Annotated in this window: 30 protein-coding genes; 27 read left to right on the top strand and 3 right to left on the bottom strand. The window is 67.0% G+C overall.

Annotation, left to right across the window (positions count from 1 at the left end):
- Nucleotides 1-20: 20 nt before the first annotated feature.
- From rplN to rplQ, 17 genes are all read left to right on the top strand, one after another.
- The gene (rplN, locus tag F790_RS0103275) at nucleotides 21-389 is read left to right on the top strand and encodes a 50S ribosomal protein L14 (protein ID WP_018870673.1); all 369 of its coding nucleotides are present in this window, start codon (nucleotides 21-23) and stop codon (nucleotides 387-389) included.
- Nucleotides 390-396: 7 nt separating this feature from the next.
- Nucleotides 397-711: a 50S ribosomal protein L24 gene (gene rplX, locus F790_RS0103270; protein ID WP_018870672.1), complete on the top strand. Its 315-nt coding sequence runs from the start codon at nucleotides 397-399 to the stop codon at nucleotides 709-711.
- 18 nt (nucleotides 712-729) lie between these two features.
- On the top strand, nucleotides 730-1269 hold the full coding sequence (gene rplE, locus F790_RS0103265) for a 50S ribosomal protein L5 (protein WP_018946630.1): 540 nt from the start codon (nucleotides 730-732) through the stop codon (nucleotides 1267-1269).
- A 13-nt stretch (nucleotides 1270-1282) separates the two neighbouring features.
- Nucleotides 1283-1588 carry a 30S ribosomal protein S14 gene (gene rpsN / locus F790_RS0103260; protein WP_018870670.1) on the top strand — a complete coding sequence of 102 codons (306 nt, stop codon included), beginning with the start codon at nucleotides 1283-1285 and terminating at the stop codon, nucleotides 1586-1588.
- 12 nt (nucleotides 1589-1600) lie between these two features.
- Nucleotides 1601-1993, top strand: coding sequence for a 30S ribosomal protein S8 (gene rpsH / locus F790_RS0103255; protein ID WP_018870669.1), 393 nt, complete (start codon nucleotides 1601-1603; stop codon nucleotides 1991-1993).
- A gap of 10 nt (nucleotides 1994-2003) precedes the next feature.
- Complete coding sequence (gene rplF, locus F790_RS0103250) at nucleotides 2004-2534, top strand: 50S ribosomal protein L6 (RefSeq protein WP_018870668.1); 531 nt, start codon at nucleotides 2004-2006, stop codon at nucleotides 2532-2534.
- A 10-nt stretch (nucleotides 2535-2544) separates the two neighbouring features.
- A complete protein-coding gene (gene rplR, locus F790_RS0103245) occupies nucleotides 2545-2898 on the top strand; it encodes a 50S ribosomal protein L18 (protein ID WP_018870667.1) in 354 nt (117 codons plus the stop codon).
- A gap of 24 nt (nucleotides 2899-2922) precedes the next feature.
- A complete protein-coding gene (rpsE, locus tag F790_RS0103240) occupies nucleotides 2923-3429 on the top strand; it encodes a 30S ribosomal protein S5 (protein WP_018870666.1) in 507 nt (168 codons plus the stop codon).
- Between the two features lie 2 nt (nucleotides 3430-3431).
- The gene (rpmD, locus tag F790_RS0103235) at nucleotides 3432-3611 is read left to right on the top strand and encodes a 50S ribosomal protein L30 (RefSeq protein ID WP_018870665.1); all 180 of its coding nucleotides are present in this window, start codon (nucleotides 3432-3434) and stop codon (nucleotides 3609-3611) included.
- Between the two features lies 1 nt (nucleotide 3612).
- The gene (rplO, locus tag F790_RS0103230; protein WP_018870664.1) at nucleotides 3613-4044 is read left to right on the top strand and encodes a 50S ribosomal protein L15; all 432 of its coding nucleotides are present in this window, start codon (nucleotides 3613-3615) and stop codon (nucleotides 4042-4044) included.
- 2 nt (nucleotides 4045-4046) lie between these two features.
- Nucleotides 4047-5399, top strand: coding sequence for a preprotein translocase subunit SecY (secY, locus tag F790_RS0103225; protein WP_019590827.1), 1353 nt, complete (start codon nucleotides 4047-4049; stop codon nucleotides 5397-5399).
- 15 nt (nucleotides 5400-5414) lie between these two features.
- Nucleotides 5415-5528, top strand: a complete 114-nt coding sequence (rpmJ, locus tag F790_RS14120; RefSeq protein ID WP_018935185.1) for a 50S ribosomal protein L36 — start codon at nucleotides 5415-5417, stop codon at nucleotides 5526-5528.
- A gap of 65 nt (nucleotides 5529-5593) precedes the next feature.
- The gene (rpsM, locus tag F790_RS0103220) at nucleotides 5594-5950 is read left to right on the top strand and encodes a 30S ribosomal protein S13 (protein WP_018870662.1); all 357 of its coding nucleotides are present in this window, start codon (nucleotides 5594-5596) and stop codon (nucleotides 5948-5950) included.
- A gap of 21 nt (nucleotides 5951-5971) precedes the next feature.
- The gene (rpsK, locus tag F790_RS0103215; RefSeq protein WP_018870661.1) at nucleotides 5972-6361 is read left to right on the top strand and encodes a 30S ribosomal protein S11; all 390 of its coding nucleotides are present in this window, start codon (nucleotides 5972-5974) and stop codon (nucleotides 6359-6361) included.
- 15 nt (nucleotides 6362-6376) lie between these two features.
- Nucleotides 6377-6997 (top strand): 30S ribosomal protein S4, encoded by a 621-nt coding sequence (rpsD, locus tag F790_RS0103210; protein ID WP_018870660.1) that lies wholly within the window; start codon nucleotides 6377-6379, stop codon nucleotides 6995-6997.
- 30 nt (nucleotides 6998-7027) lie between these two features.
- Nucleotides 7028-8017: a DNA-directed RNA polymerase subunit alpha gene (gene rpoA / locus F790_RS0103205; protein ID WP_019590826.1), complete on the top strand. Its 990-nt coding sequence runs from the start codon at nucleotides 7028-7030 to the stop codon at nucleotides 8015-8017.
- A gap of 42 nt (nucleotides 8018-8059) precedes the next feature.
- Nucleotides 8060-8443 carry a 50S ribosomal protein L17 gene (gene rplQ, locus F790_RS0103200; protein WP_018870658.1) on the top strand — a complete coding sequence of 128 codons (384 nt, stop codon included), beginning with the start codon at nucleotides 8060-8062 and terminating at the stop codon, nucleotides 8441-8443.
- 103 nt (nucleotides 8444-8546) lie between these two features.
- Here the strand turns inward: rplQ and uvrA are convergent, their stop codons facing one another.
- A complete protein-coding gene (gene uvrA / locus F790_RS0103195; protein WP_026332839.1) occupies nucleotides 8547-11399 on the bottom strand; it encodes an excinuclease ABC subunit UvrA in 2853 nt (950 codons plus the stop codon).
- A gap of 157 nt (nucleotides 11400-11556) precedes the next feature.
- Here uvrA and F790_RS0103190 point away from each other — a divergent pair, with 157 nt between their 5' ends.
- The 7 genes from F790_RS0103190 to lnt all read left to right on the top strand — a co-directional run bounded on the left by F790_RS0103190 (nucleotide 11557) and on the right by lnt (nucleotide 18813).
- Nucleotides 11557-12927, top strand: coding sequence for an MFS transporter (locus F790_RS0103190; RefSeq protein ID WP_019590824.1), 1371 nt, complete (start codon nucleotides 11557-11559; stop codon nucleotides 12925-12927).
- 114 nt (nucleotides 12928-13041) lie between these two features.
- Entirely contained in the window at nucleotides 13042-13542 is a 501-nt protein-coding gene (ssb, locus tag F790_RS0103185) for a single-stranded DNA-binding protein (protein ID WP_019590823.1), read from the top strand.
- 31 nt (nucleotides 13543-13573) lie between these two features.
- The gene (gene miaB / locus F790_RS13690) at nucleotides 13574-14926 is read left to right on the top strand and encodes a tRNA (N6-isopentenyl adenosine(37)-C2)-methylthiotransferase MiaB (RefSeq protein ID WP_019590822.1); all 1353 of its coding nucleotides are present in this window, start codon (nucleotides 13574-13576) and stop codon (nucleotides 14924-14926) included.
- A 7-nt stretch (nucleotides 14927-14933) separates the two neighbouring features.
- On the top strand, nucleotides 14934-15905 hold the full coding sequence (locus F790_RS0103175; protein ID WP_019590821.1) for a PhoH family protein: 972 nt from the start codon (nucleotides 14934-14936) through the stop codon (nucleotides 15903-15905).
- The gene (gene ybeY, locus F790_RS0103170; protein WP_019590820.1) at nucleotides 15895-16401 is read left to right on the top strand and encodes an rRNA maturation RNase YbeY; all 507 of its coding nucleotides are present in this window, start codon (nucleotides 15895-15897) and stop codon (nucleotides 16399-16401) included. Before F790_RS0103175 ends, ybeY begins: the two co-directional genes overlap by 11 nt.
- Entirely contained in the window at nucleotides 16391-17302 is a 912-nt protein-coding gene (locus tag F790_RS0103165) for an HlyC/CorC family transporter (protein ID WP_019590819.1), read from the top strand. The genes ybeY and F790_RS0103165 overlap by 11 nt, the downstream gene beginning before the upstream one ends.
- The gene (gene lnt, locus F790_RS0103160; protein WP_019590818.1) at nucleotides 17299-18813 is read left to right on the top strand and encodes an apolipoprotein N-acyltransferase; all 1515 of its coding nucleotides are present in this window, start codon (nucleotides 17299-17301) and stop codon (nucleotides 18811-18813) included. Before F790_RS0103165 ends, lnt begins: the two co-directional genes overlap by 4 nt.
- A gap of 62 nt (nucleotides 18814-18875) precedes the next feature.
- Here the strand turns inward: lnt and F790_RS0103155 are convergent, their stop codons facing one another.
- Both F790_RS0103155 and F790_RS0103150 read right to left on the bottom strand, forming a co-directional pair.
- Nucleotides 18876-19445, bottom strand: a complete 570-nt coding sequence (locus F790_RS0103155) for a zinc ribbon-containing protein (protein ID WP_019589167.1) — start codon at nucleotides 19443-19445, stop codon at nucleotides 18876-18878.
- 190 nt (nucleotides 19446-19635) lie between these two features.
- Nucleotides 19636-20478 carry a DUF2189 domain-containing protein gene (locus F790_RS0103150; RefSeq protein ID WP_018870648.1) on the bottom strand — a complete coding sequence of 281 codons (843 nt, stop codon included), beginning with the start codon at nucleotides 20476-20478 and terminating at the stop codon, nucleotides 19636-19638.
- A gap of 189 nt (nucleotides 20479-20667) precedes the next feature.
- Here F790_RS0103150 and leuS point away from each other — a divergent pair, with 189 nt between their 5' ends.
- The 3 genes from leuS to holA are packed head-to-tail and all read left to right on the top strand — an operon-like array spanning nucleotide 20668 to nucleotide 24804.
- Entirely contained in the window at nucleotides 20668-23259 is a 2592-nt protein-coding gene (gene leuS, locus F790_RS0103145) for a leucine--tRNA ligase (RefSeq protein WP_019590817.1), read from the top strand.
- On the top strand, nucleotides 23256-23768 hold the full coding sequence (gene lptE / locus F790_RS0103140; protein WP_018870646.1) for an LPS assembly lipoprotein LptE: 513 nt from the start codon (nucleotides 23256-23258) through the stop codon (nucleotides 23766-23768). Before leuS ends, lptE begins: the two co-directional genes overlap by 4 nt.
- Nucleotide 23769: 1 nt before the next feature.
- On the top strand, nucleotides 23770-24804 hold the full coding sequence (gene holA, locus F790_RS0103135; RefSeq protein WP_019590816.1) for a DNA polymerase III subunit delta: 1035 nt from the start codon (nucleotides 23770-23772) through the stop codon (nucleotides 24802-24804).
- The last annotated feature ends 1 nt before the right edge of the window (nucleotide 24805 follow it).

Here is a 24805-nt window from a genome sequence, read left to right as displayed (position 1 = left end):
CGGATCCCGGGAGAACATCCATGATTCAGATGCAGACCGTCCTTGAAGCCGCCGACAATTCCGGCGCGCGCCGCATGCAGTGCATCAAGGTCCTGGGCGGATCCCATCGGCGTTATGCGCGGATCGGGGACGTCATCAAGGTGTCCGTCAAGGACGCCATTCCCCGGGGCAAGGTCAAGAAGGGCGACGTGTACAATGCCGTGGTCGTGCGTACCGCATCCGGTGTTCGTCGTTCCGATGGTTCGGTGATCCGGTTCGACCGTAATGCGGCGGTGCTGCTGAACAGCCAGTACCAGCCGGTCGGGACCCGTATCTTTGGCCCGGTGACCCGTGAACTGCGTGGAGAGAATTACATGAAGATCATTTCTCTCGCGCCGGAAGTGCTTTGAGGACGTCATGAAAAAGATTCGCAAGGGTGACGATGTCGTCGTGATCGCCGGTAAGGACAAGGGCCGGCGCGGCACGGTGATCAAGGTGCAGGACGACAAGGTCCTGGTGCAGAACATCAACATGGCGAAGAAACATCAGAAACCGAATCCCCAGCAGGGCGTCAGCGGCGGCATCATTGAGAAGGAGATGCCCATGCATATTTCGAACGTCATGCTGTACAACCCGGCGACCGCCAAGGGTGACCGGGTCGGGATTCGCACGCTGGAAGATGGCCGAAAGGTTCGGGTTTATCGCTCGAACGACGAGGTCGTGGACGCTTAACTGCAGGAATATCGGTTTATGGAACGCTTGAAAGAAGATTACGAGTCCAGGATCAAGCCGGCCCTGCAGGAGCAGTTCGGTTACGGCAACGTCATGGAGATCCCGCAGGTCACCAAGGTCACCCTGAACATGGGTCTTGGAGACGCGGTTGCTGACAAGAAGATCATCGAGCACGCGATGGGTGACATGACCGCCATCGCGGGGCAGAAGCCGGTCGTGACCCGGGCGCGCAAATCCATTGCCGGATTCAAGATCCGCGACGGGTATCCGATCGGCTGCAAGGTGACGTTGCGGCGCCGCCAGATGTACGAGTTTCTGGATCGTCTGATCAACATCGCGCTGCCTCGTGTGCGCGATTTCCGCGGCTTCAGCCCGAAGGCGTTTGACGGCCGCGGTAATTACACCCTCGGGGTGAAGGAACAGATCATCTTTCCGGAGATCGATTACGACCGCGTCGATCGCCTCCGGGGGATGGACATTACGATTACGACCAGCGCCAAGACGGACGCGGAAGCCCGGGCTCTCCTGGAGGCCTTCAACTTCCCCTTCCGGCAGTAAAGAGGTAAGAGGAATGGCCAAGGTATCGATGGTCCAGCGTGAGCGTAAGCGTGAACGCCTGGCGAAGAAGCACGCCGAGAAACGGCAGGAACTCAAGGCGATTCTCGTCGACGAGAACCGGTCTGGCGAGGAACGTCTGGAGGCGATGAACAAGCTGCAGAAGCTGCCGCGTGACTCCAGTCCCGTGCGGCAGAAGAATCGCTGTGCCGTGACCGGTCGGCCGAAGGGTTACTATCGCCGGTTTGGCCTGGGCCGAAACAAGCTTCGCGAGTACGCCATGAAGGGCGAGATTCCGGGGCTGCGCAAGGCGAGCTGGTAAGGAGAAACCGCCATGATGACCGATCCGATCGCCGACATGCTCACCCGGCTGCGCAATGCACAGCGCGCCGACAAGGAGCAGGTGTCGATCCCGTATAGCAAGAACAAGGAAGCGATTCTGCGTGTGTTCGCGGACGAGGGCTTCATCGCCGATTACCGCTCGGAAGGCGAAGGTGCTCGCAAGGTGTTGATCGCCACCCTGAAATATTTCCAGGGCCAGCCGGTGATCGAAACCGTACAGCGCATCTCGCGGCCGGGGCTGCGGATTTACCGCGGCAAAAACGAGCTGCCCCGCATCAATGCCGGTCTGGGTGTGGCCGTGATCTCCACGCCGCGCGGCGTGATGAGCGATCGCGCCGCACGCGAGATCGGTCAGGGCGGCGAAGTGCTCTGCAAGATCTACTGAGGACGATTCGATGTCTCGCATTGCAAATCTGCCGCTGGAGCTGCCCAACGGGGTGTCCCTCGATCAGCAGGGCGACCGCATCACGGTCAAGGGGCCCAAGGGGGAGATTTCCCTCTCCGTCCCCGAGACCGTGCTGGTCTCCGTCGAGGACAATACCGTGACCGTTCAGCCCAGCGAGAAGGCGAAGACCTACGCGATGGCCGGAACCATTCGGTCGCTGCTCGGCAATCATGTCCATGGCGTCAGCCAGGGCTTCGAAATCGTGCTGGAGCTGGTCGGGGTTGGATACCGGGCACAGGTTCAGGGCAAGAACCTGAATCTGACCCTCGGATTTTCACATCCGATCGACTTCTCGATTCCGGAAGGCGTGACCGTCGAGGCGCGTTCGCCCACCGAAATCGCGGTGCAGGGGCATGATCGTCAGAGCGTCGGCCAGGTGGCCGCCGATATCCGCGCGCTGCGTCCCCCGGAGCCCTACAAGGGCAAGGGCGTGAAGTACAAGGACGAGCGTATCCAGCGCAAAGAAGCCAAGAAGAAGTAGGTAGGCACCAGTGGACAAGAAACAGGCCAGAATCAAGCGGGCACGTCGGGCGCGGTACAAGATTCGCGAGCAGGGCGTTCACCGTCTCTGTATCCATCGCACGCCGCGGCACATGTATGCACAGCTCATCGCCCCCAATGGCGACAATGTGGTGGCCGCGGCCTCCACGGTCGAGAAGGACCTGCGTGATGCGGGTACCTACACCGGGAATGCGGATGCTGCCGCGCGCGTGGGTCAGAAGATTGCCGAGCGTGCGCGCCAGGCGGGTATCCAGGAAGTCGCATTCGACCGTTCCGGCTTCCGCTTCCATGGTCGGGTGAAAGCCCTGGCCGATGCTGCCCGCGAGGGCGGGCTCCAGTTCTAGCAGACGGACCCAGCGGAGATAACAATGGCACGTAATGATGTAAGTGAAGCCACCGATGGGCTCCAGGAAAAGCTGATCGGCGTCAACCGAGTCGCCAAGGTCGTCAAGGGCGGCCGGCAGTTCCGGTTCGCCGCGCTGACCGTGGTGGGCGATGGCGAAGGCCGTGTCGGCTTCGGTTATGGCAAGGCGCGCGAGGTCCCGCAGGCGATTCAGAAGGCGATGCAACAGGCGCGCCTCGAGATGCGGGATGTGGCGTTGCAGGAGGGCACCCTGCACTACGCCGTGAACGGACGCCACGGGGCGGCGAAGGTCTACATGCAGCCGGCATCCGAGGGTACCGGTATCATCGCCGGTGGCGCGATGCGCGCGGTCCTGGAGGTCGCGGGCGTCAAAAACGTGCTGGCGAAATGTGTCGGATCCCGCAACCCCATCAACGTGGTGCAGGCGACAATCAACGGACTGGCCATGGTGAACTCGCCCGAACTGATCGCGGCGAAACGCGGCAAGTCGGTCGAAGACGTGAAGAGCTGATCATGAGCAAACTCAAAGTCAAACTCGTGCGCAGTCCGGCGAATCGGATCCGCAGCCACAAGGCGACGGTTCGGGGGCTCGGCCTGCGCAGGATGCACAGTACCTCGGTGATCGAGGCGACGCCCGAGAATCTGGGGATGGTGCGCAAGGTGCGCTATCTCCTGGACGTAGAGGAAGTCTGAAATGCGACTGAATGAGATTGCGAGTCCGCAGGGTGCCCGTAAGGCCGGGAAACGGGTCGGTCGCGGTATCGGCTCCGGCCTGGGAAAGACCGGCGGACGTGGCCATAAAGGGCAGAAGTCTCGCTCCGGCGGGTTCACCAAGACCGGCTTTGAGGGTGGCCAGATGCCCCTGCAGCGTCGGCTGCCCAAGGTCGGCTTCCGCTCGCGTCGCCAGGCCGAAACGGCCGAAGTGCGCCTGAACGAACTGAACCGCGTTGGCGGCGAGGTCAGTCTGGAGACGCTGAAGCAGGCGGGTGTGATCCCGGCTGAGGCGCGTGCGGCGAAGATCTTTGCCTCGGGCGAGGTGTCCGGCGCGGTCACCGTCCGTGGTGTCCGGGTCTCCAGGGGTGCGCGCGCGGCGATCGAGGCCGCGGGCGGCAGCGTCGAGGTCTGATAATGGCGCGCGGACCGGCAGCCCGAGCGGGTGGTGGAGGCGGACTGACCGGCTTCACCGAGTTGCGCAAACGCCTGCTGTTCGTGCTGGGCGCGCTGGTGGTTTATCGGATCGGGACGTTCATTCCGGTGCCGGGCATCAATCCGGTCGCGGTTCAGCAGTTCTTTGAACAGCAAAGCGGCACCATCCTGGACATGTTCAACATGTTCTCCGGTGGTGCGCTGGAGCGACTGTCGGTCTTCGCGCTTGGCGTGATGCCGTATATCTCGGCGGCCATCATCATGCAGCTTCTGGCCGCGGTGGTGCCGTCTCTGCAGCAGCTGAAAAAGGAAGGGGAAGCCGGCCGCCGAAAGATCACCCAGTACACCCGGTATGGCACCGTGGTGCTGGCTCTGTTTCAGAGTATCGGGATCGGTATCGCGCTGAACGGGCAGACCATACAGGGCATGCCCATGGCGCTGAATCCGGGTCCGATCTTCATCTTTACGGTGGTTGTGTCGCTCGTTACGGGAACGCTGTTCCTCATGTGGCTGGGTGAACAGATCACGGAACGGGGCATTGGCAACGGCATTTCGATCATTATCTTCGCCGGGATCGTGGCGGGGCTGCCGGGCGCGATTGGCGGAACCCTGGAACTGGCGCGGACGGGCGAACTGGCTGCTGCCTTCGTGGTGATCCTGCTGATCCTGGCCCTGGCGGTGACCGCGTTCGTGGTCTTCGTGGAGCGCGGCCAGCGGCGAATCACGATCAACTATGCCAAACGGCAGGTGGGTCGCAAGATGGTGGGTGGACAGTCGTCCCACCTTCCGTTGAAGCTGAACATGGCGGGGGTGATCCCGCCGATCTTCGCGTCGAGTATCATCCTCTTCCCGTCGACGCTGGGTCAGTGGTTCGGACAGGCCGAAGGGATGGACTGGCTGCGGGAGATCTCGACCACGCTGGCGCCCGGACAGCCGTTGTACGTGGGCTTTTATGCCGCGGCGATCATATTTTTCTGTTTCTTCTATACCGCGCTGGTATTCAATTCGCGGGACACGGCGGAGAACCTGAAAAAACAGGGTGCGTTCATCCCCGGGATCCGTCCCGGTGTGCAGACGGAGCGCTACATTGACGGGGTGATGACCCGGCTGACAGCGGTGGGCGCGGTGTACATCACCGCAGTGTGTCTGCTGCCCGAGTTCCTCATCCTGTACTGGAACGTGCCGTTCTACTTCGGCGGTACGTCGCTGCTGATCATCGTGATCGTGGTCATGGACTTCATGGCGCAGCTGCAGTCGCACCTGGTATCGCATCAGTATGAAGGCCTGATGAAGAAGGCGAATCTCAAGGGTTTCGGCGGGACCGGGATCCGCTAGCACAGGAGAAGGAAAATGAAGGTACGCGCATCCGTTAAGCCGATTTGCCGCAACTGCAAGGTGGTGCGTCGCAACGGGACCGTCCGTGTGATCTGTACGGAAGCCCGTCACAAGCAGCGCCAGGGCTGAGCTTGGCCGCTGACCGAAACGCTGATACTATAGTCGGCTTTGCCGAATCTTGATGGAGAAGTTGGATGGCTCGCGTCGCTGGAATCAATATTCCTGATCAGAAGCATACGGTGATCGCACTGACGTCGATCTATGGCATTGGTCCCACGCGTGCCCGGCATATCTGCGATTCCGCCGGGGTGCGTCCGGAGATGAAGGTGAGGGATCTCACCGATGCCGAGGTGGATGCGCTGCGGGCCGAGGTCGACAAGTTCCCGGTTGAAGGGGACCTGCGGCGCGAGATCAGCATGAACATCAAGCGGCTGATGGATCTCGGTTGCTACCGGGGCGTGCGCCATCGTCGCGGCCTTCCGCTGCGCGGGCAGCAGACGCAGACCAACGCGCGCACCCGCAAGGGCCCGCGGCGTCCGATTCGCAAGTAACACGACTGGGAATACAGGTTAATGGCACAAGCGCAGACCCGGACCAAGAAAAAGGTCCGCAAGAACATCGCCGAGGGCGTCGCGCATGTCTATGCGACGTTCAACAACACGATCATCACCATCACCGATCGCCAGGGCAATGCGATCAGCTGGGCGACGTCCGGCGGGTCCGGCTTTCGCGGTTCACGCAAGTCGACGCCCTTTGCCGCGCAGGTGGCGGCCGAGCGCGCCGGCAATGCAGCGGCGGAGCACGGGGTGAAGAACCTGGACGTCGAGGTCCGCGGCCCGGGGCCGGGGCGCGAGTCGGCGGTGCGTGCGCTGAATAACGCGGGTTTCAAGATCACGAACATCAGTGACGTGACACCGATCCCGCACAATGGTTGCCGGCCGCCCAAGAAGCGGCGCGTCTGAGGCTGGAGTCGAATTATGGGTCGTTATATTGGACCGAAGTGCAAACTGAGTCGTCGCGAGGGTGCCGATCTCGGTCTGAAAAGCCGGGCGCGCGCACTCGAGACGAAGTGCAAGCTGGATCAGCCGCCGGGGCAGCATGGCGAACGCCGCACGCGGCTTTCGGATTATGCGGTCCAGCTGCGGGAGAAGCAGAAGCTGCGCCGGACGTACGGTGTGCAGGAAAAGCAGTTTCGTAACTACTACCACAAGGCTGCGCAACGAAAGGGTTCGACCGGCGAGAATCTCCTGAAGCTCCTCGAAGGCCGTCTGGATAACGTGGTCTATCGCATGGGCTTCGGCTCGACGCGCTCCGAAGCGCGCCAGCTGGTGGCGCATCGCGCGATTCTGGTCAATGGCCGGGTTGTAAACGTGGCGGCCTATCAGGTTCAGCCGGCGGATGTCGTCAGTGTTCGCGAGAAGGCCCGCAAACAGGTTCGGATCCAGGATTCGATGACCCTGGCCGAGCAAAGCGGTCTGCCCGAGTGGGTGGAGGTCGACAGCAGCAAGTTCGAGGGCACCTTCAAGGCGGTGCCGGATCGTGCGGATCTGCCGGCCGACATCAACGAGTCGCTCGTCGTCGAGCTTTATTCGAAGTAACCGCCAGCGGGCATTTCGCCGGGAGCATCAATGCAAGCCAACGAACTGGTCAACAAGCAGCAGATCGAGGTCGAGTCCGAGGCGCGGAATCAGTCGCGCGTGGCGCTCGAGCCGCTGGAGCGGGGATTCGGGCACACGCTCGGCAATGCGCTGCGGCGGGTGCTGCTGTCTTCGATCCCGGGTGCGGCGATCGTCGAAGCCCGCATCGAGGGCGTGCTGCACGAGTACACGACCATTGAGGGTGTGCAGGAAGACGTCGTGGACATCCTGCTTAACCTGAAGGGTGTGGCGCTGCGCATGCATGCGCGGGATGAGTCGACGCTCACGCTGAAGAAAAAAGGGCCGTGTACCGTGACCGCCGCGGACATCCAGATGGACCATGACGTGGAAGTGGTCAATCCGGAGCACGTAATCGCCACCATCAACAAGGACGTTGAGCTGGACATGACGCTGACGGCGCGGACGGGGGAAGGCTACGAGCCGGTCACCGCGCGCCAGAGTGGCGGGGAGACGGACGAGACCGGGATTGGTCGTCTGCAGCTGGACGCGACGTTCAGTCCGATTCGGCGTGTGGCGTATCGGGTGGAAAGCGCCCGCCTGGCCCAGCGTACGGACATGGATCGGCTGGTGCTGGAGCTGGAAACGAACGGGGCCATCGCTCCGGACGATGCCGTTCGGCAGGCAGCGACGATCCTTCAGGGGCAACTTGCGCCGTTCGTCGATCTGCAGGAAGAGGCCGCCGAAACCGCGACCGGTGGTGCCAGCGCGGTGGATCCGGTGCTGCTGCGCCCGGTGGACGAGCTGGAGCTGACAGTGCGCTCGGCGAACTGCCTGAAGGCCGAGAACCTGTACTACATCGGTGATCTGGTCCAGCGTACGGAAGTGGAACTGCTGCGTGCCCCGAATCTCGGCAAGAAGTCGCTGACCGAGATCAAGGATACGCTGGCGACCCACGGGCTGTCCCTGGGCATGCGGCTGGAAAACTGGCCGCCGCCGGGTCTGCGGGACGAGAACGAGTAATCAGTGGGCGTCACACGCCAATAGCATTCAGAGGATAGTCCAATGCGTCATCGTCATTCCGGCCGGCAGCTCGGCCGCAACAGTTCGCACCGCAAGGCCACCATGCAGGCGCTGACGAATGCGCTGTTCCGGCACGAACTGATCAAGACCACGCTGCCCAAGGCGAAGGAGCTTCGCCGGGTAGCCGAGCCGTTGATCACCCTGTCGAAGAATGACAGCGTGCATGCGCGGCGCGAGGCCTTCTCCCGCCTGCGGGACAAGGAAACCGTGGGCAAGCTGTTTACCCAGCTGGGCCCGCGTTACCAGGAACGTCCCGGGGGGTATCTGCGTATCCTCAAGTGCGGGTTCCGCGCAGGAGACAATGCGCCGATGGCCTACGTGGAGCTGGTGGACCGTCCGATGCCGGACGAGGAAGAGGCAGCCTGACGCCACGTCGGCCGTCGCTGTGAGAAGAGGCCGCCCTTCGGGGCGGCCTTTTTTCGTTTCGGGGGGGTAGTCTGGTCCGCGGCCCGAGTTTGCGCCGGCCGCGTCAGGCAGGGGCATCCTCGGTGGTGGGCCAGGGTGTGAGCATCGGGCCGAGGAAGTGGCCGGTATGGCTTGCGGGGGTGGCCGCGACGGTTTCGGGTGTTCCGGCGACGATCAGCTGCCCGCCCCCGCTGCCGCCCTCGGGACCGATGTCCACCAGCCAGTCGGCCGTCTTGATGACGTCCAGGTTGTGTTCGATGACCACGATGGTGTTGCCGTGGTCGCGCAGGCGATGGAGGACGCGAAGCAGCTGGGCGATATCCTCGAAGTGGAGACCCGTGGTGGGTTCGTCGAGGATGTAGAGGGTCTTGCCGGTGTCGCGTTTGGACAGTTCGCGGGCGAGCTTGATGCGCTGGGCTTCGCCGCCGGAGAGGGTGGTGGCGTTCTGCCCGAGCTGGATGTAGGAAAGCCCGACCTCCATCAGCATTTCGAGCTTGCGATGGATAACGGGGACCGGCTGGAAGAAGTCCAGCGCTTCTTCCACGGTCATTTCCAGGACTTCGTGGATGTTCTTCCCCTTGTAACGAACCTCGAGGGTCTCGCGGTTGTAGCGCTGGCCGCGGCATACGTCGCAGGGCACGTAGACGTCCGGGAGGAAATGCATCTCGACCTTGATGACGCCATCACCCTGGCAGGCCTCGCAGCGCCCACCGCGCACGTTGAAGGAAAACCGGCCGGGCTTGTAACCGCGTGAACGGGCCTCGGCGGTGGCGGCGAACAGCTCCCGGATGGGGGTGAACAGGCCGGTGTAGGTCGCGGGGTTGGATCGTGGCGTGCGGCCGATCGGGCTCTGGTCGATGTCGACCACCTTGTCGATTCGTTCAAGCCCTTCGATGCGGTCGTGTTCGGCGACCGGATGCCGCGCGTTGTGCAGGGTGTTGGCCGCGGCGGGATACAGGGTGGCGTTGACCAGCGTCGACTTTCCGGAACCGGAGACCCCGGTCACGCAGGTGAACAGCCCCAGCGGGAATTCAAAGTCGCCGCCGCGCAGATTGTTGCCGCGCGCGCCGCGTACCCGAAGCGTATGGTCCGGATCGGCGGCGTGGCGCTGTTCGGGGATCGCGATACTGCGCCGTCCGGAGAGGTAGGCGCCGGTCAGGGAATCTTCGCTGGCGGCGATCTCGGCGGGCGTGCCCGCGGCCACGACTTCGCCGCCATGGCGGCCGGCCCCGGGCCCGATGTCGAGGACATGATCGGCTTCGCGGATGGCGTCCTCGTCATGCTCCACCACGATGACCGTGTTGCCGAGGTCGCGCAGGCTGGCCAGGGTGTTGAGCAGGCGCGCGTTGTCCCGCTGGTGCAGGCCGATGGAGGGTTCGTCGAGGATGTACATCACGCCGACCAGTGCCGAGCCGATCTGTGACGCCAGGCGGATGCGCTGGGCTTCGCCACCGGAGAGGGTTTCGGCGGAACGATCCAGCGTCAGGTAGTCCAGACCGACATCCACCAGGAAACCGAGCCGGGCGGCGATCTCGCGGACGATTTTTTCCGCGATGCGTGCGAAACGCCCCGGCAGCTCGAGGTCGCCGAAGAAGGCCTGGGCGCCGGCGACGCTCATGTGCGTGATCTCCGGCAGGGTGTGGCCCTTGACGAACACGTTGCGCGCGGCGGCATTGAGACGCGTGCCATGGCACGAGGGGCAGGGCTGCTCGTTGAGATAGCGCCCCAGTTCCTCGCGCACGGCCGCCGAATCGGTCTCGCGATAACGCCGTTCGAGGTTGGGGATGATGCCCTCGAAGACCCGGTGGTCGGTGCGCAGGCGCCCGTTCGCGGCCGGGGTGCTCAGGGGGATCTCCTCGGCACCGGAGCCGTGCAGGATCACGGCCCGGACCTCCGCCGGCAGGTCCTTCCACGGCGTCTCCACATCGAAGCCGTAGTGGCGGGCCAGGCTGTTCAGGAGGCTGAAGTACCAGGCGTTGCGGCGATCCCAGCCGCGAACCGCGCCACCGGCCAGGCTGACCTCGGGCTGGGCGACCACACGCTCGGGGTCGAAGTACTGGTGCACGCCCAGGCCGTCACAGGTGGGGCAGGCACCGGCGGGATTGTTGAAGGAGAACAGGCGCGGTTCCAGTTCGCGCAGCGCATAGCCGCACACCGGGCAGGCGAAGCGGGCCGAGAAGGTCATCGGTTCGCGTTCCGGCTGGTCCATCCAGGCGACCAGTGCCAGGCCGTCGGCCAGCTCGGTCGCGGTCTCGAAGGATTCGGCCAGGCGCTGCCGCAGGTCCTCGCGGACCTTGAAGCGGTCGATGACGATCTCGATGTTGTGCTTGCGTTTGGGGTCCAGCTCGGGCAGGGCGTCCAGTTCGTGGATCTCGCCGTTGATGCGCGCACGCAGATACCCGTGGGCACGCATGGATTCCAGCAGCTTGTGGTGTTCGCCCTTGCGGTCGCGCACCACCGGCGCCAGCAGCATCAGCTTCTCGCCTTCGGGCATCTCCAGTACCTGGTCGACCATCTGCGAGATGGTCTGTGCGGCCAGGGTCTCGCCGTGATCCGGACAGCGCGGCTCGCCGGCGCGGGCGAACAGCAGGCGCAGGTAGTCATAGATCTCGGTGATGGTGCCGACGGTCGAGCGGGGGTTGTGCGAGGTGCTTTTCTGCTCGATGGAGATGGCCGGGGACAGACCGTCGATCTGGTCGACATCCGGTTTTTCCATCATCGACAGGAACTGCCGCGCGTAGGTCGACAGGCTCTCGACGTAGCGTCGCTGGCCCTCCGCGAACAGGGTGTCGAAGGCCAGCGACGATTTTCCCGACCCCGAGACCCCGGTGATCACGATCAGCCGCTCGCGCGGCAGTTCGATATGCAGGTCCTTGAGGTTGTGGGTGCGCGCGCCGCGGATCTGGATGTTCTGCATCATGGGACGACGGATACTCCGGAGTCGTTGGGAAGGGCAGCCGGCGGCTGCCAGCCGGCCATGGTAACACCCGGTCACGGCCCGCCGGAGGCCCGGGGCTCTGGTAGACTCCCGTCCGCGTTCGTTCACCGGCGTGCCATTCAGGAGTCCTGACCACATGAATGCCCGCGAGTTGCGAGCCACCTCCGGACTGGCGGCCATCTACGGCGTGCGCATGGCCGGCCTGTTCCTGATCCTGCCGGTGTTCATGCTGCACGCCGACGACATCCCGGGTGCCACGCCGCTGCTCGCCGGGCTGGCGCTGGGGATCTACGGTCTGACCCAGGCGGCCCTGCAGATTCCGTTCGGTCTGCTCTCCGATCGCCTCGGCCGCAAGCCGCTCATCGCGGCCGGCCTGGGCCTGTTCGTGCTCGGCAGCCTGGTGGCGGGACTGGCGGAGGATATCCACGGGATCATCCTTGGCCGGGCCCTGCAGGGAGCGGGTGCGGTGGCCGCAGTGGTGCTGGCGCTGACCGCCGACCTGATCGCCGAGGAACGCCGGACCCGGGCGCTGGCGGTGATCGGCCTAACCATCGGGCTCACGTTCACCGTCTCGATGGCACTGGGGCCGCTGCTCGATCGCGGCGTCGGTCTTTCCGGCATTTTCCTGGTTGCGGCGGGGCTGGGGGTGCTGGCACTGCTGATCCTCCTGTTGTGGGTCCCGTCGCCGGGTCGAATGCGCCAGCATCCGGACATGGTCCCGCAATGGGCCATGCTGCCGCGGGTGCTGGCGGACCCGGAGCTCGCGCGGCTCAATGCCGGGATCTTCATCCTGCATCTGGTGCTGGCGGCCAATTTTCTGGTGCTGCCGACGTACCTGGTGGCGGGGGCCGGCCTGCCGGCGGCCGAACACTGGGCCTTCTACCTGCCGGTGTTGCTGGCCGGCTTTGCGTTGATGCTGCCGGGGGTCATCCTCGGCGAGCGGCGCAGGCGCATGCACGGCGTGCTGCTGCTGGCGATTGCCCTGCTGGTGCTCGTGCAGACCGGCCTGGCCCTGGCTTTCCATCTTGACGGCGGCGTTTGGTGGCTGGCGCTGTTGATGGTCGGCTTTTTCGCGGCCTTCAACCTGCTGGAGGCGGGGCTGCCCGCGATGGTGTCGCGCGCGGCCCCGCTGGCCCACAAGGGCACCGCGATGGGCGGGTTCGCGACCGCCCAGTTCCTCGGGATCTTTGCCGGTGGCGCGCTGGGCGGGGTGCTGCTGGGTCTGGGCGGGCCCGTGACGGTCCTGCTGGCCAGTGTGCCGGCGCTGGTGATCTGGCTCTTGCTGGCTCGCGGGGGCAGCCCGGAGCATTACGTGACCCGGACGCTCGCGGTGCCGACGGTCTGGGAGGGGCAGCCGGGGAGGCTGCTGAGTGAACTGCGCGGCTGTCCCGGCGTGGCCGAGGTCGCGCTGTCGCCGGATGCAGGCTCGGTTTATGTGCGTCTGCATCCCGATGTGCAGGCGGACGGATCGCTGCGGGAACGCCTGGAGCGCGGTCCGGCCGGGTGAAGCCCGCGCTCGCGCCGCGCGGCGACCCGCGTCACGCGGGCGGGTTCTGTTGCGCCCGTCAGCGCCTGCTACACTATCGACTCGATTAACCCGTGCCCGACACAAGGAGTTCCCATGGCCCGCGGAGTCAACAAGGCGATCATTCTCGGCAACCTCGGTGCCGACCCCGAAAAGCGCGAAACGCCCGGCGGGGCGACCGTCACCAACTTCCGCGTGGCCACCACGGAGCAGTGGACCGACAAGCAGAGCGGGGAGCGGCGCGAAAACACCGAATGGCACCGGGTCGTGATGTTCGGCCGTCTGGCCGACATCGCCGCGCAGTATCTGTCCAAGGGCTCCCAGGTGTACATCGAGGGCCGGATCCAGACCCGCAAGTGGCAGGGGCAGGACGGTCAGGATCGCTATACCACCGAGATCGTCGCCAGTGACATGCAGCTGGTCGGTGGACGCGGCGGCGGTGGCGCCGGCGGTGCCGCCGGCGGTGCCGCTGCCGGTGGTGGCTACGGCGGTTACGACCCGGGCCCCGGTGGCGGTGGCGACGGCTTCGGGGGCGGTTCGTCCTCCCCGTCGTCCGGTCCGGGCGGCTCCTTCGATGACGATGACGTCCCGTTCTAAAAGGCACATCAGCTGAGGTGGCCGACACGCAATGACCCGCAAGATCTACATCCAGACCCACGGCTGTCAGATGAACGAGTACGACTCCGACCGCATGCTGGACGCCCTGAAGGCGGACGGCGGCGCGGAGCGTACAGAGGATCCCGAACAGGCCGATGTCCTGCTGCTGAACACCTGTTCGATCCGCGAGAAGGCCCAGGAGAAGGTCTTCTCGCTGCTGGGCCGCTGGCGCGCGATCAAGGAGCGCCGGCCGGGGATGGTGATCGGGGTCGGCGGCTGTGTGGCGAGTCAGGAGGGCGAGGTCCTGCGTCAGCGCGCGCCGTACGTGGATCTGGTGTTCGGGCCGCAGACCCTGCACCGCCTGCCGGAGATGATCCGCGAGGCGCAGCGGGCGCGGGCCCCGGTGGTGGACATCTCGTTCCCCGAGATCGAGAAGTTCGACCGCCTGCCCGAACCGCAGGCCGAGGGCCCCACGGCCTTCGTCTCGGTGATGGAGGGCTGTTCCAAGTACTGTTCGTTCTGCGTGGTGCCCTATACCCGCGGTGACGAGATCTCGCGCCCCTTCGACGACGTGATCGCCGAGGTGGTGGCGCTGGCCGAGCAGGGGGTGAAGGAGATCAACCTGCTGGGGCAGAACGTCAATGCCTATCGCGGTCCGATGGAGGACGGCGACACGGCCGATCTTGCGCTGCTGATCCACTACGTGGCGGCGGTGGACGGGATCGAGCGCATCCGCTTCACCACCTCGCATCCGGTAGAGTTCTCCGACTCTCTGATCCAGGCCTTCGCCGACGAACCCAAGCTGGTCAGCCACCTGCATCTGCCGGTGCAGAGCGGCTCCGACCGGATCCTGGCGCAGATGAAGCGCGGGCACACCATCCTCGAGTACAAGGCGAAGATCCGTCGCCTGCGCGAGGCGCGCCCGGACCTGGATCTGTCGTCGGATTTCATCGTCGGTTTCCCCGGCGAGACCGACGCCGATCACCGGGCGACCATGGACCTGATCGAGGAACTGCACTTCGATTTTTCCTTCAGCTTTATCTACAGCGCGCGTCCGGGCACGCCGGCGGCTTCGCTGCCCGACGACGTCCCCATGGCGGTGAAGAAGGCACGGCTGGCGGAGCTGCAGGCCGTCATCGAACGCCACGGCCGCGAGCGCAACGAGTCCATGGTGGGGGGGATCGAGCCGGTACTGGTGGAGGGCCCGGCGAAGCGCAATCCGGACGAGCTGGCCGGGCGCACCGCCAACAACCGCATCGTGAATTTCCCCGCCGACCCGTCCCTGATCGGGCAGATGGTGTCGGTGGAGATCACCGAGGCCCTTGCCCACTCCCTGCGCGGGCGCCGGGTGGTCGAACCCGTTGCCGCCGCCGCGACCGCCTGAACCCGGCATGGCAAACCGACTGGATTTCACCCTGGAACCGGGCGACCAGGAGACCCTGGCCCGTCTGTCCGGCCCGCTGGATGCGCACCTGCGTCTGATCGAGAACCGTCTGGGCGTCGCCGTCCACAACCGGGGGCCGCGCTTCAACCTCACCGGGCCCAGCGCCGCGGTGGATGCCGCCGGCGCGCTGATCCACGATCTGCATCGCATGGCGCAGGAGGAGCCGGTCTCCCTGGAGCAGGTCCACACCGCCCTGCAGGAAGCCAATGTCGAGGCCCTGGCCGACAGCTCATCCGACACACCCGATCCGGTGCTGCGGCTGAAACGCGCCGCGATCCGCGGGCGCGGTCCGCGCCAGTCGCGGTATATCGCCGGGATCGGTCGCAACGACCTGACCTTCGGCATCGGCCCGGCAGGCACCGGCAAGACGTTCCTCGCGGTGGCCGCGGCGGTGGCCGCGCTGGAGCGGGACCGCGTCCAGCGCCTGGTACTGGTGCGCCCGGCGGTGGAGGCCGGCGAGCGCCTGGGATTCCTGCCCGGGGACCTGGCGCAGAAGATCGATCCCTACCTGCGGCCGATGTACGACGCCCTGTACGAGCTGATGGGATTCGATCAGACCGCGCGCCTGATGGAACGCCAGGTGATCGAGGTCGCGCCGCTGGCCTACATGCGCGGGCGCACCCTGAACGAGGCCTTCATCATCCTCGACGAGGCGCAGAACACCACCGTCGAACAGATGAAGATGTTCCTCACCCGCATCGGCTTCGGCTCGACCGCGGTGGTCAACGGCGATGTGACCCAGGTGGACCTGCCGCGCGGGCAGCATTCCGGCCTGCGGCATGCGATCCGCATCCTCGAGGGCGTGGAGGGCGTCGGCATCCACCACTTCCGCGGCGAGGACGTGGTCCGCCATCCGCTGGTGCAGCGCATCGTGCAGGCCTACGATGCCCACGAAGAGGAGCGTGGCGATGACGCTTGAGGTCGCGGTGCAGTATGCAGTCCCGCGGGCCGGAGTGCCCGCGGCGCGGCGTCTGCATGCCGCCGCCCGCGCGGCCTGGCGCGGCGAGGCCGCGACCGGCGTGACCCTGCGGATCGTGGATGCCGACGAGGGGCGCGAGCTGAACCGGGCCTTTCGTGGTCGTGACCGGGCCACCAACGTGCTGTCGTTCCCGGTGCCGGAGGACATGCCGCTCCCGCCGGAGGCCGGCCCGGGCGGTCTCGGCGATATCGTGCTGTGCGATCCGGTGCTGCAGCGCGAAGCGCGCGAGCAGGGCAAGCCGGTGGCCGACCATTACACCCACATGGTGGTGCACGGGATGCTGCATCTGCAGGGGTTCGATCATCAGGACGCTGACGAGGCGGCCGAGATGGAGGCCCTGGAAACCGCGATCCTGGCCGGCCTCGGACTTGCGGACCCGTACCGCGTGCCGGAGACCCGGTGCGCGGGCGGTGCACGGAGTGTTCATGGCGCCTGAGCCCGGGGCCGCCACTGGCGGGTTGTCGCTGTGGCGGCGCCTGCTGGAGCCGCTGCTGCGCCGTCTGCGGCGCGAGCCGCGCAGCCGGCGGGAGCTGGTCGAGACCCTGCGCGGGGCGCAGGAGCGCGAGCTGCTGGATCCCGAGGCGCTGACCATGCTGGAGGGCGTGCTCAATGTCGCCGACATGCAGGTGCGCGACATCATGATCCCGCGCGCGCAGATGGAGGTGGTGCGCCGCGATGCCCCGCTGTCGGAATTTCTGCCCGACGTGGTGGCGTCGGCCCACTCCCGGCTTCCGGTGGTCGGCGACCATCGCGACGAGGTGGTCGGGATCCTGCTGGCCAAGGACCTGCTGCGGTTCTTCGGGGATCCGGACGACGCGGCCTTCGACATGCAGGAAATCCTGCGCCCGGCGGTGTTCGTGCCCGAGAGCAAGCGCCTGAACGTACTGCTGAAGGAATTCCGCCTGAGCCGCAATCACATGGCCATCGTGGTCGACGAATACGGCGGGGTCGCCGGGCTGGTGACCATCGAGGACGTGCTGGAACAGATCGTCGGCGAGATCGAGGACGAGCATGACGTCGAGGACTATCTGACCCAGATCATGCAGCACCCAGGCGGGCGCTACACCATCAAGGCGCTGACCCCGCTGGACGAATTCAACGCCTATTTCCAGACCGCCTACGACGAGGATGCCTTCGATACCGTGGGCGGGCTGCTGCTGTCGCATTTTGCGCATGTGCCGCACCGCGGCGAGACCCTGACCCTGGATGGCATGGAATTTCGCGTGCTGCGGGCGGACAATCGCCGGCTGCATCTGGTGGAGATGCGTCTGGTGGGGCCGACACCCGCGGAACCCGCCTCCGGGGGCGACACCGCTTCGGAGGAGGCGCCGCGATGAGCGGGCTGCCGCTGCCCGACCTGAGCGGCCGCCGGGTCGGTGGTCTGCTGGCCCTGCTCGCGGGGGCGTTCGCGGTGCTGGCGTTCGCGCCGGTGGGGCTGTTCACCGCCGCGCCGCTGGCGCTGGCGGTGTGGTTCGGGCTGCTGGTGCGGGTGCAGGGACGGCCACGCCGTGCCGCGTGGTTCGGCTGGCTGTTCGGGCTCGGATTCTTCGGCGCCGGCACGTCCTGGATCTTCAACAGTCTGCTGGTGTTCGGCCAGGCCCCGCTGGTCGTGGCCAGCGTGATCACGGTGGCCTTCGTGCTGGTGATGGCGCTGTACCCGGCCTTGTTGAGCGCGCTGGCCGCGCGCTTCCTCCCGCTGCACCGGATGGAGGGCATCCTGGCGCTGGCGGGCGGGCTGGTGCTGCTGGAACTGGCGCGCTCCTGGCTTTTTTCCGGGTTCCCCTGGCTGCTGTTCGGCCATGCCACGCTGGAGACGCCGCTGGCGTCCTGGCTGCCGCTGGGCGGCGAGCTGGCAGCCAGCCTGATGGTGGCGCTGATCGCCGCCGGGCTGGTGCTGGCGGCCGGGCGGCGTTCGCGCGGCATCGGCGTGGGGCTGGTGGCGGGCGTGGTGGTGGTCTCCGCGGCCCTGCTGCCGTTGCAGTGGACCGAGCCCGACGGCGAGCCGGTCAGCGCGACGCTGGTGCAGGGGAGCATCGAGCAGGAGCGCAAATGGGCCCCGGACGGTATCCGGCACTCGCTGGAAGTGTATCGCGAGCTGACCGCGCAGGCCGAGCCGGCGGATCTGGTGGTGTGGCCGGAAACCGCGATCCCCGCGCTGACCGGCGAGGTGGCCGGGGCGCTGGAGCAGGTGGCCGCGGAGCTGCCGGGCGAGGACGCGCAGCTGGTGACCGGGCTGTTCGACGGCCACCGCGACGGGGATATCCATAACGCGATCCTGACCTACCCGGGCGGGGCGGCCTACCACAAGCGGCAGCTGGTGCCGTTCGGCGAGTACATCCCGCTGCGCGAGCAGCTTGCGTGGCTCGACCGGCTGCTGATGATCCCGATGTCCGATCTGGCCCGGGGGGAGGATGACGGACGGATCACGCTGGCGGGGCGCACCGCCGGGGCAAGCATCTGCTACGAATCGGCCTATGCCCGGCACATCCGTTCCGCGCTGCCGGAGGCCGGCTTCCTTGTCAACGTGTCCAACGATGCGTGGTTCGGCGACAGCCTGGCGCCGGCCCAGCACCTGCAGATCGCGCGGGTGCGGGCGGTGGAGACCGGACGTCCGATGCTGCGCGCGACCAATACCGGGGTATCCGCACTGATCGATGCGGACGGCCGCCTGATCGATGCCACGCCGCTGTTCGAGCCGACGACGCTGCATGGCGAGATCCAGCCCCGCAGCGGCATCACCCCGGCCGCGGCGATGGGCGAGGGGCCGGCGGTGCTGGCCGCACTGGTGCTGGTGGTGCTGGGCGCGGCGGTCGGTCGGCGGCGGACCGGCGCCGAAGACCAGGACTGACCGCCGCCCCGGGTTTGCTCGACCCGGGTTCCTCCACCCGACTACCCCCCGCTCCACGGAGGTCAGCCGGCGTCCGCCTCCGGCGGCGGTCCCCGACGAAACGCCGTGTGGTGACACTGCGCGCAGGGCGGGATGCGCCCGACCTTCTCCATGTGCAGCGGGTGTCCGCAGTGCTTGCAGACCAGTTCCCCGGGGCCCGTAATCTCGCCGGTGTGCCATTCGCCCATCACCTGTGCGCGGGCCGTCAGCTCGGTGATCTCCACCCGGGTGCGATCGGCGATGCGCTCGAGGGCGTTCTTGATGCTGGCCTCGATCAGGCCGATATCGATGCGCAGCCAGCTGCGCCAGTCCTCGCTGCGTGCGTCGATGTAGGCACCCAAGTCCTGCAGGTCGCGCTGCAGGTACTCCATCACCTCGTGGGCCTCTTCGCGCGTCAGGTCGGTGGCATTATGTACCCGGTCGCGTGCGCCCTCGAGCGCCTGGCTGATGGCCTTGCCGGTGCGTTCCTCCAGTTTCTCGAGGTCCTCGGTGACCTCGTGCAGCATGCGGTGGTAGGCATCGCTCAGGCGCGATTCGCGTTCATGCTGGTCCTCTTCCTGCCCGCCCTCGGGATTCCTGTTCTTGTCGCTCATCGGCATCACTCCGGATTCATCGGTGCTCGGAGGTACGTTAGCACGAGCATGCCCCGAAACGGGCGCGCGGCCGGGTCTTCCTGTCGCCCGTAGACAGAACGGGGCGCATCCCCCGGCCGGGCGTGCGCCCCGTGGAGTGATACCCCGTTACCCGCCGACGCGTCCGTGAGTGCCGGTAACGGGGCCTGCGTCAGGTCGTCGGTGCCGCCTCCTCCGGGGGTTCGACCAGGTCGCGGTAGGCGTGCCACATGGCGTAGCCCAGCCAGGGGAACACGACGATCAGGGCCAGCAGAGCGGTGGCCACCGAGACTGCGAACAGAACGGTGATCAGCGCGGCCCAGATCAGTGTGGCGGCCGGGCTGGTGCGCAGGGCCTTCAGGCTGGTGCCCATCGCCGTCATGAGTCCGGTCCGGCGGTCCAGCAGGGTCGGGATCGTGACCACCGAGAGCGCCAGAACCACGACCGCGAGAGCGGCACCGGCGACGACCAGGCCGGCCAGCGAGATCAGTCCGCTGGTGCTGCCCAGCAGGACCGGAAGGGCCTCGTGCAGCGGGCCCAGGAGTCCGGCGTGGCCGACGTTGAGGACCCCCATCCACAGCCACACGAAGGCGGTCCAGGCCAGGAAGATCGAGGCCAGCAGGGCGGCGAAGGCCCAGATGGCACCGCCGGTTGCCTCCAGCGCGCCGAAGCCCGAGCGCAGGCCGACGGTCTCGCCCCGTTCGATGCTCCGGGCCAGGCCGTTGAGGCCGGTGGCGAGGACAGGTCCGACCAGAAGGAAGCCCGTGAGGGCGGCGACCCCGGCCCACGGCCAGGACCAGAGCACACCCATGATGACGGCTCCGATCGCGGTCACCATCAGGCCGTGCAGCAGTCCGGCCGGGGCATGCCGCAGGTCGTTCCAGCCGGCACTCAGCCAGCGCAGCGGGCGGCCGGCCTCGATCCGGCGTACGCCGGGCGTCGCCTCCTCGTACCCGTGGCGGGGGCGGATTTCGGAAAGGTCGTCCGGATAACGGCGCTGGATCAGGGAGATCATGCTGCACCTCCTTCGCATCGGTCGATGCGTCAAGGGTATGTATCCTGAAGTCTAGATGGCCGTGCGCGGCGTTGCGGTTGCGCGCGACGGAACCATTCGGCAGATCCGGGACTGTCTGGAAGGGGGGCGGGGTGACTGGTATTCTGCGCGGTTCTTCGTTCGCGGCGGCAAACAGCACAGGTGAGGCCCATGCAGGAGCATTATTCCCCGGAACAGGTGGAGACCGAGGTCCAGCGTCGCTGGGACGAGACCGGCTGTTTCCGGGCGCGGGAAGATGCCGCGGGAGAACCCTTCTACTGCCTGTCGATGTTCCCGTACCCGTCGGGCAAGCTGCACATGGGGCATGTGCGCAACTACACCATCGGCGACGTGATCGCGCGGTTCCAGCGCATGCAGGGCAGGAGCGTGCTGCAGCCGATGGGCTGGGACGCCTTCGGCCTGCCGGCGGAGAACGCGGCGATGCAGAACAATGTGCCGCCGGCGACATGGACGCGCCAGAACATCGAGCAGATGCGCACCCAGCTCCAGCGCCTGGGCTTTGCCTATGACTGGTCGCGCGAGTTCGCGACCTGCGATGCCGATTATTACCGTTGGGAGCAGTGGCTGTTCGTGCGCCTGCTGAAGAAGGGCCTGGTTTATCGCAAGAAGGCGACCGTGAACTGGGACCCGGTGGATCAGACCGTGCTTGCCAACGAGCAGGTGATCGAGGGGCGCGGCTGGCGCTCCGGCGCGCCGGTCGAGCGCCGCGAGCTGCCGCAGTGGTTCCTGCGCATCACCGACTACGCAGACGAGCTGCTGGAGGCCCTGGACGACCTGGACGGCTGGCCGGATCAGGTGCGCACCATGCAGCGCAACTGGATCGGGCGTTCCGAGGGTGTGGAGCTGGAGTTCGCGGTGGAAGGCGGCGAGCCGCTGAACGTGTTCACCACGCGCCCGGATACCCTGTTCGGCGTCAGCTACATGGCGCTGGCGCCGGAGCATCCCACGGTGCAGGCGCTGGCGCAGAACGATCCGGAACTGGCTGCGTTCGTGGACGAGTGCGGCCAGGGCGGGGTGGCCGAGGCGGACCTGGCCACGATGGAGAAGAAGGGCCGCGCGCTGGGCTTCACCGCCCGCCACCCGCTGACCGGCGAGGATGTCCCGGTGTGGGTCGCCAACTTCGTGCTGATGGAATACGGCACCGGCGCGGTAATGGCGGTGCCGGCACACGACGAGCGCGACCACGAGTTCGCGACGCAATATGGCCTGCCGATCCGCCAGGTGATCGCCCCGGCCGACGGGGGCGAGTGCGACGTGCAGGTCGCCGCGTTCACCGAACCCGGCGTGCTGGTGAACTCGGGCGATTTCACCGGGCAGGACTCGGAGGCCGCGAAGGCCGCGATCGCCGATCATCTGGAGCAGGCCGGACTGGGCCGGCGCCGGCGCAACTACCGTCTGCGCGACTGGGGCATCTCGCGCCAGCGCTACTGGGGCTGCCCGATCCCGGTGATCCACTGCGACGACTGCGGCGCGGTGCCGGTGCCGGAAGAGGATCTGCCAGTGCGCCTGCCGGAGGACGTGATCCCGGACGGGGCCGGCTCGCCGCTGGCGCGCATGCCGGAATTCTACGAGGCGACCTGCCCGCAATGCGGCAAGCCGGCACGCCGCGAGACCGATACCTTCGACACCTTCTTCGAGTCCAGCTGGTACTTCGCCCGCTACGCCTGCGCCGACAACGACACGGCGATGCTCGACGAGCGCGCCGATCACTGGCTGCCGGTGGATCAGTACGTCGGCGGGATCGAGCACGCGGTACTGCACCTGCTGTATGCGCGCTTCTTCCATAAACTGCTGCGCGACGAGGGGCTGGTGGGCTCCGACGAGCCGTTCACCCGGCTGCTGACCCAGGGCATGGTGGTGGCGCCGACCTTCTACCGCGAGCGCGGCGATGGCGGGAAGGACTGGATCAACCCCGCCGACGTGGAACTGGAGCGCGCCGAGGATGGTTCGGTGAAAGCCGCACATCATCGCGAAGACGGGCAGCCGGTGGCGATCGGCGGCATGGAGAAGATGTCCAAGTCGAAGAACAACGGCGTGGACCCGCAGGCGCTGATCGAGCGCTTCGGGGCCGACACCGCGCGGCTGTTCACCATGTTCGCCGCCCCGCCGGACCTGTCGCTGGAATGGTCGGACTCCGGCGTGGAGGGCGCGCAGCGCTTCATCCGCCGCCTGTGGCGCGCGGTGCGCGAACATGTCGGGGGCCCGGCGGCGTCGCCGCTGGATCCCGAAAACCTGTCCGAACCGGCGGCCGAGCTGCGGCGCAAGCTGCACGACACCATCGCCAAGGTCACCGACGACATCGGTCGGCGCCAGACCTTCAATACCGCGGTGGCGGCGAACATGGAGCTGCTGAACGAGCTCGGGCGGCTGCCGGAGGAGGCCGAGGGCGCCATCGCGGTCCGCCAGGAGGTGCTCGAAGGCATCGTGCGCATGCTGGCCCCGATCATTCCGCACGTGACCCAGGTGCTGTGGGAGGCGCTGGGCCATGACGGGCTGGTGGCCGATACCCGCTGGCCGCAGGTCGACGAGGCCGCCCGTCAGGCCGCCCGCGAGACCCTGGCGGTGCAGGTCAACGGCAAGCGCCGCGCGGAGATCGCGGTACCGGCCGGCGCGGACCGCGAGAGCGTGGAGCGTATCGCGCGGGAAGACGAAAACGTCCAGCGCCATCTCGAGGGGCAGGGCATTGTGAAGGTGATCGTGGTCCCCGGACGCCTGGTGAATTTCGTGGTCAAGCCGCAATGACCCGGTTCCTGCCGCGTCTGCTGGCGGTGCTCGTGCTGACGGCCTCGCTGGCCGCCTGCGGGTTCCAGCTGCGCGGCACCGGGGGCTGGCCGGCGGAACTGGACCCGGTGGAGATCCGCGGCCTGCAGCCGCGCGACTCGCTGTACCAGGAACTGGCCCGGGGCCTGCGTGCCTCCGGGATCGAGATCGTGGACGAGCGCCCGGAAGAGCGGGGCGCGACCCTGGAGATCCGCTCGGTGGACGATTCGCGGCGCGCGCTGTCGGTGTCCGATCAGGCGCGGGTCAGCGAGTACGAACTGACCCGCAGCCTGCGCGTGCGTCTGCGCCCGGCCGATGGTGAAGCGATGGACCTCGAACCGCTGCGTGCGTCGCGCACTTACGTCTATGACGAGACCGCCGTACTCAGCCGCTCGGAGCGCGAGGAGGACCTGCGGGCCACCATGAACCGCGATCTGGTCGCCCTGCTGCAGCGTCGGGTGCGGGCGCTGACCCGCGAGGACGGTGACTGAGATGGCTGCCGTGGATCCGGCCCGCCTCGGCCCGCTGCTGCAGAAGGGCGTGGCCCCGCTGTACATGCTGCTGGGCGAGGAACCGCTGCAGACCATCGAGGCCGCCGATGCGATCCGGGCCGCCGCCCGTGAGCAGGGTTTCGACGAGCGCACGGTGCTGGATTTCTCCGCCCAGTCCGACTGGTCGGCCCTGGATGCGGCGCTGCGTGACCGCTCGCTGTTCGCCAGCCGCACGCTGGTGGACCTGCGTCTGGCGACCGGCAAGCCCGGGCGCGAGGGCGGGGAGAAGCTGAAGGCCTGTGCGGCGGCGCCGCAATCCGACACCGTGCTGCTGTTGCAGCTGCCGCGCCCGGACCGCGACATGCGCCGGGCCGCCTGGTTCAAGGCCATGGAGTCGGCCGCGGTGGTGGTGCATGCACGGCCGGTACCCCCGGATCGCCTGGGCGGCTGGATCCGCGAACGCCTGGCCCGCCACGGGCTGCGGATTACCGACGAGGCCCTGCAGCTGCTGGCGGCCCGGGTGGAGGGCAACCTGCTGGCGGCGCGCCAGGAGATCGAAAAGCTGGCACTGGCCGGGGTGCGGGAGATCGATCTCGAGACCCTGTCCGAGTCTACCGCGGATGCCGCGCGCTTCGACCTGTTCGGCCTGTCGGCAGCCGCCCTGCGCGGCGAGACCGGCCGCGCCCTGCGCATGCTGGAGGGGCTGCTGGACGAAGGTCAGCCGGAGCCGCTGATCCTGTGGGCGCTGGCGCGCGATGCCCGGCTGCTGGTACAGGCCCTGGAACGCCGGGCCGCCGGGGCGAACGACCGCGACGCCTTCCAGGGCAGCTTCGGCGAGCAGCAAAAGGCCCTGCGCCTGGCGGCGGGACGCCTGGACGTGGCGCGGGCGCGTGACATCCTGTGCCTGGCCGCCCGCGTGGACCGGGTGATCAAGGGGCAGGAATCCGGCAGCCCGCGGCGGCTGTTGCTAGACTTGGTGGCCCGGATCGCCGGGCAACCGCTCACCCTTTCCGTGCCCGAACTCGAGACCGTCTGAA

The sequence above is a fragment of the Thioalkalivibrio sp. ALE20 genome (assembly GCF_000381405.1).
GTDB lineage: Bacteria > Pseudomonadota > Gammaproteobacteria > Ectothiorhodospirales > Ectothiorhodospiraceae > Thioalkalivibrio.
The sequence above is the reverse complement of the archived record's forward strand: the minus strand, read 5'-3'. Positions and strand labels throughout refer to the sequence as shown.